11 protein-coding genes are annotated in these 12,671 nt (G+C 71.0%); 4 read left to right on the top strand and 7 right to left on the bottom strand.

All coding sequences use genetic code 11. The features are described from left to right. Nucleotides 1–158: 158 nt before the first annotated feature. Both ACFYXC_RS33040 and ACFYXC_RS33035 read right to left on the bottom strand, forming a co-directional pair. Entirely contained in the window at nucleotides 159–1,469 is a 1,311-nt protein-coding gene (locus ACFYXC_RS33040) for an FtsX-like permease family protein (protein ID WP_389555962.1), read from the bottom strand. Nucleotides 1,470–1,474: 5 nt separating this feature from the next. After that, entirely contained in the window at nucleotides 1,475–2,272 is a 798-nt protein-coding gene (locus ACFYXC_RS33035; protein ID WP_389555839.1) for an ABC transporter ATP-binding protein, read from the bottom strand. Nucleotides 2,273–2,719: 447 nt separating this feature from the next. Between ACFYXC_RS33035 and ppk2 the strand changes: the two genes are divergently transcribed. Continuing rightward, the gene (gene ppk2, locus ACFYXC_RS33030; RefSeq protein WP_388921654.1) at nucleotides 2,720–3,613 is read left to right on the top strand and encodes a polyphosphate kinase 2; all 894 of its coding nucleotides are present in this window, start codon (nucleotides 2,720–2,722) and stop codon (nucleotides 3,611–3,613) included. A gap of 170 nt (nucleotides 3,614–3,783) precedes the next feature. On the opposite strand, the gene ACFYXC_RS33025 is transcribed toward ppk2, so the two are convergent. From ACFYXC_RS33025 to ACFYXC_RS33010, 4 genes are all read right to left on the bottom strand, one after another. Continuing rightward, nucleotides 3,784–5,214, bottom strand: a complete 1,431-nt coding sequence (locus tag ACFYXC_RS33025) for an ATP-binding protein (RefSeq protein ID WP_389555837.1) — start codon at nucleotides 5,212–5,214, stop codon at nucleotides 3,784–3,786. Beyond that, nucleotides 5,215–5,922, bottom strand: a complete 708-nt coding sequence (locus ACFYXC_RS33020; RefSeq protein WP_388921647.1) for a response regulator transcription factor — start codon at nucleotides 5,920–5,922, stop codon at nucleotides 5,215–5,217. 165 nt (nucleotides 5,923–6,087) lie between these two features. Continuing rightward, nucleotides 6,088–6,750: an FMN reductase gene (locus tag ACFYXC_RS33015; protein WP_389555836.1), complete on the bottom strand. Its 663-nt coding sequence runs from the start codon at nucleotides 6,748–6,750 to the stop codon at nucleotides 6,088–6,090. Then, on the bottom strand, nucleotides 6,747–7,856 hold the full coding sequence (locus tag ACFYXC_RS33010; RefSeq protein WP_389555834.1) for an LLM class flavin-dependent oxidoreductase: 1,110 nt from the start codon (nucleotides 7,854–7,856) through the stop codon (nucleotides 6,747–6,749). Before ACFYXC_RS33010 ends, ACFYXC_RS33015 begins: the two co-directional genes overlap by 4 nt. Before the next feature lie 293 nt (nucleotides 7,857–8,149). Between ACFYXC_RS33010 and ACFYXC_RS33005 the strand changes: the two genes are divergently transcribed. Continuing rightward, nucleotides 8,150–8,932 (top strand): SDR family NAD(P)-dependent oxidoreductase, encoded by a 783-nt coding sequence (locus ACFYXC_RS33005; RefSeq protein WP_389555832.1) that lies wholly within the window; start codon nucleotides 8,150–8,152, stop codon nucleotides 8,930–8,932. 162 nt (nucleotides 8,933–9,094) lie between these two features. On the opposite strand, the gene ACFYXC_RS33000 is transcribed toward ACFYXC_RS33005, so the two are convergent. After that, a complete protein-coding gene (locus ACFYXC_RS33000) occupies nucleotides 9,095–10,288 on the bottom strand; it encodes an RtcB family protein (protein ID WP_389555830.1) in 1,194 nt (397 codons plus the stop codon). A 205-nt stretch (nucleotides 10,289–10,493) separates the two neighbouring features. On the opposite strand from ACFYXC_RS33000, the gene ACFYXC_RS32995 reads away from it, so the two are divergent. Together ACFYXC_RS32995 and ACFYXC_RS32990 are read left to right on the top strand one after the other, a co-directional pair. Next, nucleotides 10,494–11,402, top strand: a complete 909-nt coding sequence (locus tag ACFYXC_RS32995; RefSeq protein WP_389555828.1) for a DUF3558 domain-containing protein — start codon at nucleotides 10,494–10,496, stop codon at nucleotides 11,400–11,402. A 118-nt stretch (nucleotides 11,403–11,520) separates the two neighbouring features. After that, complete coding sequence (locus ACFYXC_RS32990; protein ID WP_389555826.1) at nucleotides 11,521–12,426, top strand: DUF3558 family protein; 906 nt, start codon at nucleotides 11,521–11,523, stop codon at nucleotides 12,424–12,426. Nucleotides 12,427–12,671: the final 245 nt, after the last annotated feature.

Raw genomic sequence — 12,671 nt, 5'->3', positions numbered from 1 at the left:
CCACCGTCTTCTCATCCAAGGCGCGTACGAACACGCACAACACAACTGCCAAACCCCAAGATACGTAAGCCCCTTCGCTCTCGGGGTCGCGGGGAACGCGCGCACAACGCACAAGGCGTGGGCAACCGCATCAGCGGTTGCCCACGCCCCGGAGAGGCTCACGCGGCCAGGGAGACCGCACTGATCGCCGAAGTCTTCAGCGCCCGCCGTGCGGTGACAAGGCTCGTCCCGAGCGTGGCCAGCGCGGCCACCGCCACGATCCCGAGCCAGATCCCCAGCCCTTGCTCCGGCAGCACCCCGTCCGTGCGGACCACGGTGAAGGGGATGATCCCGGCGAGCGCCGCCGCCACACCGAAGACGACACCCGTCACCGTGAGGACGAAGGACTCGATGCCGATCATGCGGAGCACCTGTCCCGGAGTGCCCCCCGCCAGGCGCTGCTGGCCGAACTCCTTGCGGCGGTAGGTCGTCGACGCGTAGAGGGAGTTGATCAGCATGATGCAGGAGAAGACCACGATGATGCCGACGATCACGAGGTTGAGCGTCTCGAGGTTCTTCGCGTCGACGGTCTTCGGCACACCGGACGCGTCGATGGCGTCGTTCTCGACGGCCTGCATGTAGAGGGTCGCCGTGGCCATCCCGGCGAAGAGGGTCAACGGTACGAGGACACCCGACAGTTGCTTGGACTGCACCCGCAGGATGCGTACGGCCAGGTAGCCGCTCGGGCCCCGCAGGGGCAGCAGCATGACCAGGCCCTTGAGCAGACCCGGCGCCATGAGCCCGAAGGCGACCGAGAGCAGGATCGAGCCGTACGCGGCCGGCGCCATCAGCGCCTCGTCGGTCGAGGAGAGGGTGAAGGTGAAGCTGACCGCCCCCGCGCCGAGGATCAGGGAGCCGAGGGTGAGGAACGTGCGTCCCCTGCCCCGCGGCTTGACCCGCCGGGTGGCCCGGCGCACCGCGAGGAACGCCGCGCCCGCCGCGGCGACCATCGTGATGGCGAAGCCCGAGGACATGGCGATGGGGCCGAAGACGAAGTCGACGGAGTCGGAGACCTGCCCGCTGTCCTTGAAGAGGTCGAGCAGCGCCTGCCCGCCGAGCATCGCGGGACCGATGGCGAGCAGCGTACCCACCAGGCCGACGACCACCGACTCACCGACGATCATGCGCTTGATCTGCGCGGGGGTGGCACCGGAGCAGCGCAGCAGCTCGATCTCCGAGGAGCGCTGGCGCACGTTCACCGTCAGGGTGGAGGCGACGGCGAAGAACACCAGGAGGGTGCCGTAGCTGCCGACGACGCCCGCCGAGGTACCGAGGATGTCCTTGCTGACGGCGTCGACGCCGTCCGCGCCGGCCGTGTCCTGCATCGAGTTGAACGTCATGACGATGGTCGCGCCGAGGAAGGCGGAGAGCAGCGTCGCGACGAAGCGCCCGGGGCGCTTGCGGACGGAACGCATGGCCAGGGTGAACATCATGGTCAGACTCCCACCATCACGTCGTCGCCGAGGTGCGCGAGGCGCTCGGCCACCGCGTCCACGGTCGGCTGGTGCATCTGGCCCGCGAGCCGGCCGTCGGCGAGGAACAGGACCGAGTCGGCGTACGAGGCCGCGACCGGGTCGTGGGTCACCATGACGACCGTACGGCCGTGGACCCGTACCGCTTCCTGGAGGAGCCGCAGGACGTCCCGCGCGCTGCGGGTGTCCAGGGCGCCGGTCGGCTCGTCCGCGAAGATCACGCTCGGCTCGGCCACCAGGGCGCGGGCGATGGCGACGCGCTGGCGCTGGCCGCCGGAGAGCTGGTCGGGCCGGTGGCCGAGACGGTCGCCGAGGCCGACGGCGGTGAGGGTCTCCCGCACCCGGCCCCGGTTCACGCGCCGCCGGGCGAGCTTGAGCGGCAGGATCGTGTTCTGCACCACGGTGAGCGTGTCCAGCAGGTTGTACTGCTGGAAGATGAAGCCGATGCGGTTGCGCCGGAACTTCGTCAGCTCGGCCTCGGTGCCGCCGGTCATCTGCGCGCCGTCGACCGTCACGATGCCGCTGTCGGGCATGTCGAGACCGGCCGCGCACTGCAGCAGCGTGGACTTGCCGGAGCCCGAGGGCCCCATCACCGCGGTGAAGGTGCCGCTCGCGAGGCTGAACGTCACTTCGTCCAGCGCCTTCACGGCACTGTCGTCACTTCCGTAGGTCTTGCTGACCTTCACCAGCCGCAGAGCCATCTCGACAGGGTTCGATCCGTTGGCGTGGTCACGTCGCTTGGTCCGGCGAAACATCGTCATCAGCCTCCGTCGGGCACGGTCCGCGCCCCGCTGTTCGGCACTCTCTGTGCTCCGTCAACAAAGTTACGGAACGGGCGTCGTCCGCACATTGGGCGCAGAGCCCGTATCGGGAGGTGTACTCAGTGACACCCCCGTTACCCGGCAGGCCCCCGACCGCCCCCGGCGTCGCCGCCCTCGCGCGGGTCCTTTGCCTGCGTGTCGCCGTCCGTACGCCTCCGCTTGCTTTCATACGGCTTGCTTTCCTACGGCACCGGCCGAGACCTCCGCCGCCGGCGCCGGGGCGCGCAGAGCCTGGTCACGCGGGGCAGGGGCCGGTCACGCATGAGAGGGGACAGCCGGGAAACCCCGGGAGAGGGCGTGGCGTACGGGCTCCATGGGATGCCGCAGTTCCACCGGCCCCGCAGTTCCACCGGCCCCGCGGTTCCACCGACACACCTGGGGAGAGACATGACCGAGCTGATGAACGGCATGACCGTCGACTACAGCGACCACGACGACCCGGTACTGATCCGGCCGGACGGCAGCCCGGTGGACACCTGGCGCGAGAACTACCCGTACGCGCGCCGCATGGAGCGCGCGGAGTACGACCTGCACAAGCGGCTGCAGCAGATCGAGCTGCTGAAGCTGCAAGGCTGGATCAAGGAGACGGGGCGCCGGCTCGTCGTCGTCTTCGAGGGACGGGACGCGGCCGGCAAGGGCGGCACGATCAAACGTTTCACCGAGCACCTCAACCCGCGCGGCGCCCGGGTGGTGGCGCTGGAGAAGCCCACCGAACGCGAGCGCGGGCAGTGGTACTTCCAGCGCTACGTGGAGCATCTGCCGACCGCGGGCGAGATCGTGCTCTTCGACCGGTCCTGGTACAACCGGGCCGGTGTCGAGCGGGTCATGGGCTTCTGCACGGACGACGAGTACCGGCGCTTCATGCGGCAGGCCCCCGGCTTCGAGCGGATGCTCGTCGACGACGGCGTGGACCTGGTGAAGTTCTGGTTCTCGGTGTCGCAGGGCGAGCAGCGCACCCGCTTCACGATCCGCCAGGTCGACCCCGTACGGCAGTGGAAGCTCAGCCCGATGGACCTCGCCTCGCTGGACCTGTGGGACGACTACACCGCCGCGAAGGTCGCCATGTTCCGCGAGACGGACACCGAGCAGGCCCCGTGGACCGTGGTGAAGAGCAACGACAAGAAGCGCGCCAGGGTCGAGGCCATGCGCAGCGTGCTGGCCCGCTTCGACTACACGGGCAAGGACCACGAGGTCGTCGGGGAGCCGGACCCGAGCGTGGTGGGGGCGGCGGCGACGCTGCTTGAGGAGGGCGAGGACGATGACCTGCGGTCTGGCTGGTGAGGGGGTGCCGTTGGCGGGTGCGGGTGCGTTGTGGCCGGGCGCGCCGTTCCCCGCGCCCCCCGGATGGGGCTGCGCCCCGACCCGCCGTGACGACGTGCGGGAGCGTCGTGGCTCAGCGCGCCGTTCCCCGCGCCCCCCGGGTGGGGCTGCGCCCCGACCCCCGTGGGTGCTTACTTTCGTTCCTGTTCGGGTGGGGTGGCGGTGGTGGCTGTGAAGCCTGTTATCGCGCCGCCGCCCTTGCGGCGGTGGGCGAACGGTTTGCCGGCGTGGGCGGTGGCCACCTCTCGGACGATCGACAGGCCGAGCCCGGAACCGGGCAGGCTCCGGGCGTCCGGCGCGCGGTAGAAGCGGTCGAAGACCCGGTCGAGGTCCTCCTCGGCGATACCGGGCCCGCGGTCCAGTACCTCGATGCGCACGGCGTCCCTGTCGCGCGTCACCACGAGTTCGATGGGCTCGCCGCCACCCCGGTCGAACTTCGCCGCGTTGTCCACCAGGTTGGACACGGCCCGCTGCAGCGCCGCGGGCCGCCCGTCGATCACCGTGTCACCGGACACCCGGACGGTGACGGCCCGCCCCGTGCGCCGGCGCGCCGCCACCGCCACGTCGTCGGCGAGGTCGGCGACGGTCACCCGCCCCACCGGCTCGGAGTCGGACCGCCCGGCCGCCAGCGCGACCAGTTCGTTGACCAGGTCGGTGAGTTCGCGGGACTCCTGGGCGAGGTCGGCGACCAGTTCCTCACGGGCGGCGGGCGGCAGCTCGTCCATCCGCCGGAGCATCGAGATGTTCGTACGCAGGGAGGTCAGCGGCGTACGCAACTCGTGGCCCGCGTCCTGCACGAGGCGCCGCTGGTCGTCCTCGGACTGGGCGAGCCGCCCCAGCATGCGGTCGAAGGACCGGCCGAGCCGGGCCACCTCGTCGTACCCGGCGACCGGCACCTGGATGCCGAGGCTGCCGGTGCGGGCCACGTCCTCGGCTGCCCCGGTGAGCCGCACCAGACGCGAGGTGATGCGCCGGGCCAGCCACCAGCCGAAGAGTCCCGCGGCGGTCACCACGGCGGCCTCCAGCAGTACGGTCCGCTGCTGGAGGTCGCGCAGCAGGTCCTCGGTGCCGCTGAACTCCTGCGCCACCTGGACGGCGCCCCGCCCGCCGCCGAGCGAGACGGTCGCGACGCGGTACACGTCGTCGCTGTCGCCGACCTCGACGTCCCGGTGCTCCACCAGCCGCCCGGCGACCCGCGCGGCCGCGACCGGCCGGTCGGCGGCGGTCACGGGCAGCGTCGGATGCCCCCGGTCGACCATCGACCCGCCCGGCCCCAGCACCTGCACGACCGTGCCGCTCGGCCGGACGATCTCGTCGCGCGGGCCGCCGTCGGCGTCGGCGGTCGCGAAGTCCGCCGGCGACAGCGGCCTGCCGCGCACCTCGTCGAGCAGGTCCCGTACGACACCCTCGAACACGGTCTGCTGGTCCACGCGCACCAGCCGGGCGGCCGCGTCGTACGACAGGAAGCCGATGAGCACGGTGACGACCGCCGCCACGGCCGCGAACGACACGGTGAAGGTGGTCCGCAGCGAGGACCGCAGTGAAGAAAGGCCGGGCCGCACTCAGCCCTCCCTCAGCACGTATCCCACGCCCCGCACCGTGTGGATCGTCGAGGGAACGCCCGGCTCGTCGAGCTTGCGCCGCAGGTAACCGACGTACACGGCGAGGTTCTTGGAGCCGGGCCCGAAGTCGTAGCCCCAGATGCGGTCGTAGATGGTGGTGTGGTCGAGGACGATGCCGGCGTTGCGGACGAGCAGCTCCAGCAGGTCGAACTCGGTACGGGTGAGCTCCACCTCCCGCGCGCCCCGCCAGACCCGGCGTGCCCGGGGATCGAGCCGCAGACCCGCGGCGGCGAGCAGGCCGCCGGGCGTGGGCCGCGGTTCCCCGGGGACGTCGTCGGTGGCGCCCGTACGCCGCAGCAGGGCCCGGAGCCGGGCGAAGACCTCCTCGACGTCGAAGGGCTTGACCACGTAGTCGTCGGCACCGGCGTCCAGACCCGCGATGCGGTCCGCGGTCTCGACGAGCGCGGTGAGCATCAGGATGGGAGTGCGGTCGCCCTCGGCGCGCAGGACACGACAGACCTGGAGGCCGTCGATGCCGGGCATCATCACGTCGAGTACGAGCACGTCGGGCGGGGTGTGGTGGGCCCGCGCGAGCGCCTCGGCACCGTCGGCGACCGCCGTGACGGCGTATCCCTCCAGGGTCAGGGCCCGCTCCAGGGCATGGCGGATCGCACGGTCGTCCTCGGCGAGCAGCAGATTGTGGGGCACGGGACCAGTCTGCCGGGCCCTTCTCTCCGTCTGTGCCCGGTGGGAGGGCCCGAGACAGACTTCCCGCCGCCCCGTTTCACCGGTGGTTCACGGACGGTGCCCCGGCGCCGGACGGGGCAGACGCCGAAGACCGGACGCCGGCCGAGGACCGAGGGCGGCCCCTTCCTACTCGGGCCGCAGCGCGGCCAGTTGCTCCGCGAAGGGAGTCACCTCGAAACCGCCGACCCGCACGGACCCGGTCCGCCGCGCCTGAGGTACGGCCGCGTCACCGGCCACTCCCCGCGAGGCCCCCGCCGACGTCCCCGACAACGCCCCCGTCAGCGCCGCCAGCTCCGCCGCGGCCCGCTCGATCCGTTCCGCAAGCCCTTCCGCGCCCCAGTCCTCCGACGCCGCGTAGACCCCGGTGGGCACGACCACCGCCCGGAGGTACGCGAACAGCGGCCGCATCGCGTGCTCCAGCACCAGCGAGTGCCGCGCCGACCCCCCGGTCGCGGCGACCAGCACCGGCTTCCCCGCCAGCGCGTCCCGGTCCAGTACGTCGAAGAACGACTTGAACAGCCCGCTGTACGAGGCGGAGAAGACGGGCGTCACGACGATCAGCCCGTCCGCGGACGCCACCGCCTCCAGCGCCGCACCGAGCGCGGGCCCGGGGAACCCGCTGGTGAGGTTCTGCGCGATCTCCACCGCGAGATCGCGCAGCTCCACCACCTCGACCTCGGCCGGAGCCGTCGCGGGCAGGCGCCCCACGACGGCCGCGGCGAGCCGGTCGCCCAGCAGCCGCGTGGACGACGGAACACTCAGCCCCGCCGAGACGACGACGTACTTCATGACGCGGCCACCTCCTGGTCGGCAGCGGCACCGGCAGCGGCCGCGGCGACCCGCGCCGCATGCGTGGGCGCTCCCGGCACTCCCGCCGGGCGCCCCTTGGCGAACTCCTCGCGCAGGACCGGCACGACCTTCTCGCCCAACATGTCGATCTGCTCCAGCACGGTCTTCAGCGGCAGCCCGGCGTGGTCCACGAGGAACAACTGCCGCTGGTAGTCACCGGCGTAGTCCCGGAAGGACAGCGTCTTCTCGATGACCTGCTCGGGCGTGCCGACCGTCAGCGGGGTCTGCTGCGTGAAGTCCTCCAGCGAGGGACCGTGCCCGTACACCGGCGCGTTGTCGAAGTACGGCCGGAACTCCCGTACCGCGTCCTGCGAGTTGCGCCGCATGAACACCTGTCCGCCGAGCCCGACGATCGCCTGCTCCGGGGTGCCGTGCCCGTAGTGCGCGTACCGCGACCGGTACAGCTCGACCATCTGCCTGGTGTGGTCCGCCGGCCAGAAGATGTTGTTGTGGAAGAACCCGTCCCCGTAGTACGCGGCCTGCTCGGCGATCTCCGGCGAACGGATCGAGCCGTGCCAGACGAACGGCGGCACGCCGTCCAACGGCCGCGGCGTCGACGTGAACGACTGCAGCGGCGTACGGAACTTGCCCTCCCAGGTCACCACGTCCTCGCGCCACAGGCGGTACAGGAGGGCGTAGTTCTCGACGGCGAGGTTGATGCCCTGGCGGATGTCCTTGCCGAACCAGGGGTAGACCGGGCCGGTGTTGCCGCGCCCCATCATCAGGTCCACGCGCCCGTCCGCGAGGTGCTGGAGCATCGCGAAGTCCTCGGCGATCTTCACCGGGTCGTTGGTGGTGATGAGGGTGGTGGAGGTGGACAGGACGATGTTCTCGGTGCGCGCGGCGATCCAGCCGAGCATGGTGGTCGGCGACGACGGCACGAAGGGCGGGTTGTGGTGCTCGCCGGTCGCGAAGACGTCGAGCCCGACCTCCTCGGCCTTCTGCGCGATGGCGACCATGGCCTTGATCCGCTCGTGCTCGGTCGGGGTCCGGCCCGTGGTGGGGTCCGGCGTGACGTCGCCGACGGTGAAGATCCCGAACTGCATGGCTTCCTCATCCCTCGCAGGTTGTTTACGATTCAACTATATCCACAAACACCCCCACCACCAGCACTATTCCCCGCCCCCTGACCCGCCTCCACACCTCCGGGCACCCCGCACCCGACCCACCAGGGGCGCGGGGAACTGCGCGACCAGCCACGACGCACCCGCACCCGCATACGCCCCCACCCCACCCCCGGCCGGAGACCCGCCACATATCCTGACCACCGAAGCGAGCAACCGAGCAACAACCACAGACCACCGCCCTCACGCCCGCCCCCTCCCCGAGGAGCACCCCCATGACCGCCCCCGCGCCCGCCGCGCCCCCCGCGTCCCGTATCGCCGTCGTCACCGGCGCGAGCAGCGGGATCGGTGCCGCGACGGCCAGGCAGCTGGCGGCCGGGGGCTACCGCGTGGTCCTCACCGCCCGCCGCAAGGACCGCATCGAGGCCCTCGCGGAGGAGATCACCGCGGCGGGCGGCCAGGCGACGGCGTACACGCTGGACGTCACCGACCGCGCGGCCGTCGACGAGTTCGCGACGGCCTTCAAGAAGATCGGCGTGCTGGTCAACAACGCGGGCGGCGCGCTCGGTGCCGACCCGGTCGCGTCCGGCGACCCGGCGGAGTGGCGCCAGATGTACGAGACGAACGTCATCGGCACACTCAACGTCACCCAGGCCCTCCTGCCCGCGCTGACCGCCTCCGGCGACGGCACGGTGGTCGTCGTCTCCTCGACCGCGGGCCACGGCACCTACGAGGGCGGCGCCGGCTACGTGGCCGCCAAGCACGCCGAGCACGTCCTCGCCGAGACCCTCCGCCTGGAGATCGTCGGCACGCCGGTGCGGGTCATCGAGATCGCGCCGGGCATGGTCCGTACCGACGAGTTCGCGCTGACCCGCTTCGGCGGCGACGCCGAGAAGGCGGCGAAGGTCTACGCCGGAGTGGCCGAGCCCCTCACCGCCGAGGACGTGGCGGAGACGATCACCTGGACGGTCACCCGCCCCTCGCACGTCAACATCGACCTCCTGGTCGTACGCCCCCGTGCCCAGGCGTCCAACACGAAGGTCCACCGGGAGCTGTAACGGCCCCCGGAGCACGCGGCCGCCTTCACCGGCTCCACACCGGCCGCGGAGGCCCGCCGACCCCGGAGGACCTCCGCCGACCCCGGACCTCCGTCAGCCGCAGAGGCCCGCCGGCCGGCGGGGGCCCGCCGCCCCCGGACCTCCGCCGACCGCGGAGGTCCGTCAGCCCTTCACGCAGACGACCTGCTTCAGCTTCGCCACGACCTCGACGAGATCCCGCTGCTGGTCGATGACCTGCTCGATCGGCTTGTACGCGGCGGGAATCTCGTCCACGACACCGGAGTCCTTGCGGCACTCCACGCCCCGCGTCTGCTCCTCCAGGTCCTTCGTGGAGAAGCGGCGCTTGGCGGCGTTGCGGCTCATCCGCCGGCCCGCCCCGTGCGAGGCCGAGTTGAACGCCTTCTCGTTGCCGAGACCCTTCACGATGTACGAGCCCGTGCCCATCGAGCCGGGGATGATGCCGTACTCGCCGGAGCCCGCGCGGATCGCGCCCTTGCGGGTGACCAGCAGGTCCATTCCCTCGTAGCGCTCCTCGGCCACGTAGTTGTGGTGCGCGCTGATCTCGGGCTCGAAGGCCGGCCTGGCCTTCTTGAACTCCTTGCGGATCACGTCCTTCAGGAGTGCCATCATCAGCGTGCGGTTGTACTTGGCGTACTCCTGCGCCCAGAACAGGTCGTTGCGGTACGCCCCCATCTGCGGGGTGTCCGCGATGAAGACGGCGAGGTCACGGTCGATCAGTCCCTGGTTGTGCGGCAGCTTCTGAGCGATACCGATGTGGTGCTCCGCCAGTTCCTTGCCGATGTTCCGGGACCCGGAATGCAGCATGAGCCAGACCGAACCGTCCTCGCTCAGGCAGATCTCGACGAAGTGGTTTCCCGATCCGAGCGTTCCCATCTGCTTCGTGGCTCGCTCCTGACGGAACTTGACCGCTTCCGCGACCCCGTCGAACCGCGCCCAGAAGTCGTCCCACCCGCCGGTGGGAAGCCCGTGCAGCCGCCCGGGGTCGACCGGGCTGTCGTGCATCCCCCGGCCCACCGGGATCGCCTGCTCGACCTTGGTGCGCAGCCGGGAGAGGTCGCCCGGCAGGTCGTTGGCGGTCAGCGACGTCTTCACCGCGGACATGCCGCAGCCGATGTCCACCCCGACCGCCGCGGGGCACACCGCACCCCGCATCGCGATGACCGACCCGACCGTCGCGCCCTTTCCGTAGTGCACGTCCGGCATGACGGCCAGGCCCTTGATCCACGGCAGCGTGGCGACGTTGCGGAGCTGCTGCATCGCGCCGTCCTCCACCGACGCCGGGTCCGCCCACATACGGATCGGGACCTTCGCCCCCGGCACTTCCACGTACGACATATCGTCCTCGTTCCCCCGGAAAACCAACAGAAGTCAAAAATCGCAAAACCGGCGCCAAGGCCAACGTTTGAGACAACGGACCGGCATCCACGGCAGTGCGTGCGATACACATTGTCTCCAGGGACCGCCCCCGTGCGGCAACCGAATAACCACAGGACACCCTGGTCGCGAGCCCAGTCGAGCGACCCGTCGAGAGGAGCCCACCGTGCAGCGGAAGGCCCACGCACCCGGCGTCGCCGCGCTTCTCGCGGCGCTGCTGGCCGGCTGCACCAGTGGATCGTCGGACGGCGGCGGCGAGGACGACCCGAAGCCGGGCGGCACCGCGACGACGGCCGCCGCGCAGCCCGGCAGGTACCGCACGCTGCCGGAGCCCTGCGGCGCGGTGTCCCGGGGCACGCTGGACTCGCTGCTGCCCGGCATCAAGCAGCTGACCGACGAGGAGCAGCGCGAGAAGGCGTACGAGGGCACGGCGACGGTCACGTACGACACGGACCGCAAGGTCGGCTGCCGCTGGAAGGCGGAGTCGGCGTCCGCGACGGACCACCTGTTGGTGGACTTCGAGCGGGTGGTCTCGTACGACAACGCGGTGAGCGACGACGACCGCGCGACCGAGATCTACGGCGAGAAGGAGGAGGAGGCGGACCTTCCGGAACCGGCCCCGTCGTCCTCCGCGCCGGCCGGGACACCCGAGTCACCTGACGCGTCCGAGTCACCCGGTTCATCCGGAACGTCGGAGTCGTCCGGCTCGTCCGCGCCCTCCGCCTCCGAGTCCGCCGCCGGCACGAAGGAGCCCTCCGGCACCTCCGGCGACGCGAGCGGTGACGCCGGCAGCGGTTCCTCCGGTGACCCGTCCGGCACCGGCGCCCCGGGCTCCACCCCGACCGCCCTCCAGCCCCGCGTCCTCGGCGGACTGGGCGACGCGGCCTTCCTCGACGACGCGCTGAACGACTCGAAGCAGCGCACGGTGACTGTGGTGTTCCGCACGTCCAACGTGGTCGTGACCATCCAGTACGACGAGCAGCCGGCGACCACGACCGACGTCCCGAGCAGCGAGGACATGCAGGACAGGGCACGGAAACTGGCGGGTCAGCTCGCCGGGACGTTCAGCGATTAGAGGCGTTCGGCGAGGGTTTCGGCCTCGGCGGAACCTCAGCCGCACATGTCCCGTTCGGGCTACCGTGGCCGTTCGCACGTACACGCACGTACATCCGAGCGTCTTGAGTGAAGGAACCATGCACCGATCCGTACAGCGACACCGTCAGCGACTCACCCGCGTCCTGGTCGGGGCGGCCGCCGTCCCCGCGATGCTCGTCGCCTCCGGCTGCTCCTCGGACTCCGGCGACGGCTCCGGCGACGACGCGAAGAAGGAGTCCGCCGCCTCGGCGTCGTCCTCCCCCACGGAGGCGGGCGCGGTGGTGAAGGAGGCGGCGTACGCGAAGCTGCCCGAGCCCTGCAAGGTGTTCTCGTCGAAGACCCTGAAGGAACTGGTCCCCGAGGGCACCAAGTCCGACAAGGAGGGCGAGTCGGACGACATCGCCACGCGCGGCAACTGCTCCTGGGACAGCCTGGACAACAACGGCGTGGACGGTTCGCAGTTCCGCTGGCTGAACGTGTCGCTGCTGCGCTTCGAGTCGAGCGAGACCCGCGGCACCGGCGAGAAGCTGGCCTCGGAGTACTACGCGAAGCACGCCGAGGACGCGCGTTCCGTGGAGGGCGCGAAGAACACCAAGTCGGAGCCGGTGTCCGGGACGGGCAACGAGGCGACGCTGGTGACGTACGACCTGAAGAAGCAGGAAGGCACCTTCAGGCAGCAGACGCTGGTGACGCGCGTCGAGAACGTCGTCGTGACGGTCGACTACAACGGCGCGGGCCTGGCCGGTGACGAGTCCCCGAAGGCCGCCGACCTGACGAAGGCGGCCCAGAAGGCCGCGAAGGAGGCCGTGCAGGCGGTCGTCACCGCGAACGGCGGCGGCGCCGGCGACGGAGCCGGCTCGGGCGGCGGGACCCCCGACAGGAGCGCCGGTGCGAGTGCCGGTGCCAGTGCCAGTGCCAGCAAGGCGTCCGGCAAGGGCTCCAGCATCGGCAAGGACACCGGGGGCAGTGCGAGCCCCAGCAAGTCCGACGCCGAGAAGAACTGACGGCTGCCGACCCAACTCGTAGCCCGACCAGGACATTTGACGGAGCCCGGCCCCGACGGAGGCCGGGCCCCACCCGTACCGGGCATCCGCACCCCGTACACATGTGCCACTCTGTTGCGCGCAACAGGTCGTAATGGGAGGGGAGTACGGGTGGCCGCGCCTATGCAGCTCACCAAGACGCACCGGATCCTCATCGGGGTGGTCGTCTTCGGAGCGGTCGTCATCGCAGCGATCGGCTTCGCCGG

This window comes from Streptomyces sp. NPDC002701 (genome assembly GCF_042889045.1).
In the GTDB taxonomy this organism is placed as follows: Bacteria; Actinomycetota; Actinomycetes; order Streptomycetales; family Streptomycetaceae; genus Streptomyces.
The sequence above is the reverse complement of the archived record's forward strand: the minus strand, read 5'-3'. Positions and strand labels throughout refer to the sequence as shown.

Bases quoted from the DNA above. Each gene is read 5' to 3' on its own strand.
- ACFYXC_RS33015 (WP_389555836.1), bottom strand. From the start codon at position 6,750: ATGAAGTACGTCGTCGTCTCGGCGGGGCTGAGTGTTCCGTCGTCCACG.
- ACFYXC_RS33040 (WP_389555962.1), bottom strand. From the start codon at position 1,469: ATGTTCACCCTGGCCATGCGTTCCGTCCGCAAGCGCCCCGGGCGCTTC.
- ppk2 (WP_388921654.1), top strand. From the start codon at position 2,720: ATGACCGAGCTGATGAACGGCATGACCGTCGACTACAGCGACCACGAC.
- ACFYXC_RS33005 (WP_389555832.1), top strand. From the start codon at position 8,150: ATGACCGCCCCCGCGCCCGCCGCGCCCCCCGCGTCCCGTATCGCCGTC.
- ACFYXC_RS33000 (WP_389555830.1), bottom strand. From the start codon at position 10,288: ATGTCGTACGTGGAAGTGCCGGGGGCGAAGGTCCCGATCCGTATGTGG.
- ACFYXC_RS33035 (WP_389555839.1), bottom strand. From the start codon at position 2,272: ATGACGATGTTTCGCCGGACCAAGCGACGTGACCACGCCAACGGATCG.
- ACFYXC_RS33010 (WP_389555834.1), bottom strand. From the start codon at position 7,856: ATGCAGTTCGGGATCTTCACCGTCGGCGACGTCACGCCGGACCCCACC.
- ACFYXC_RS32990 (WP_389555826.1), top strand. From the start codon at position 11,521: ATGCACCGATCCGTACAGCGACACCGTCAGCGACTCACCCGCGTCCTG.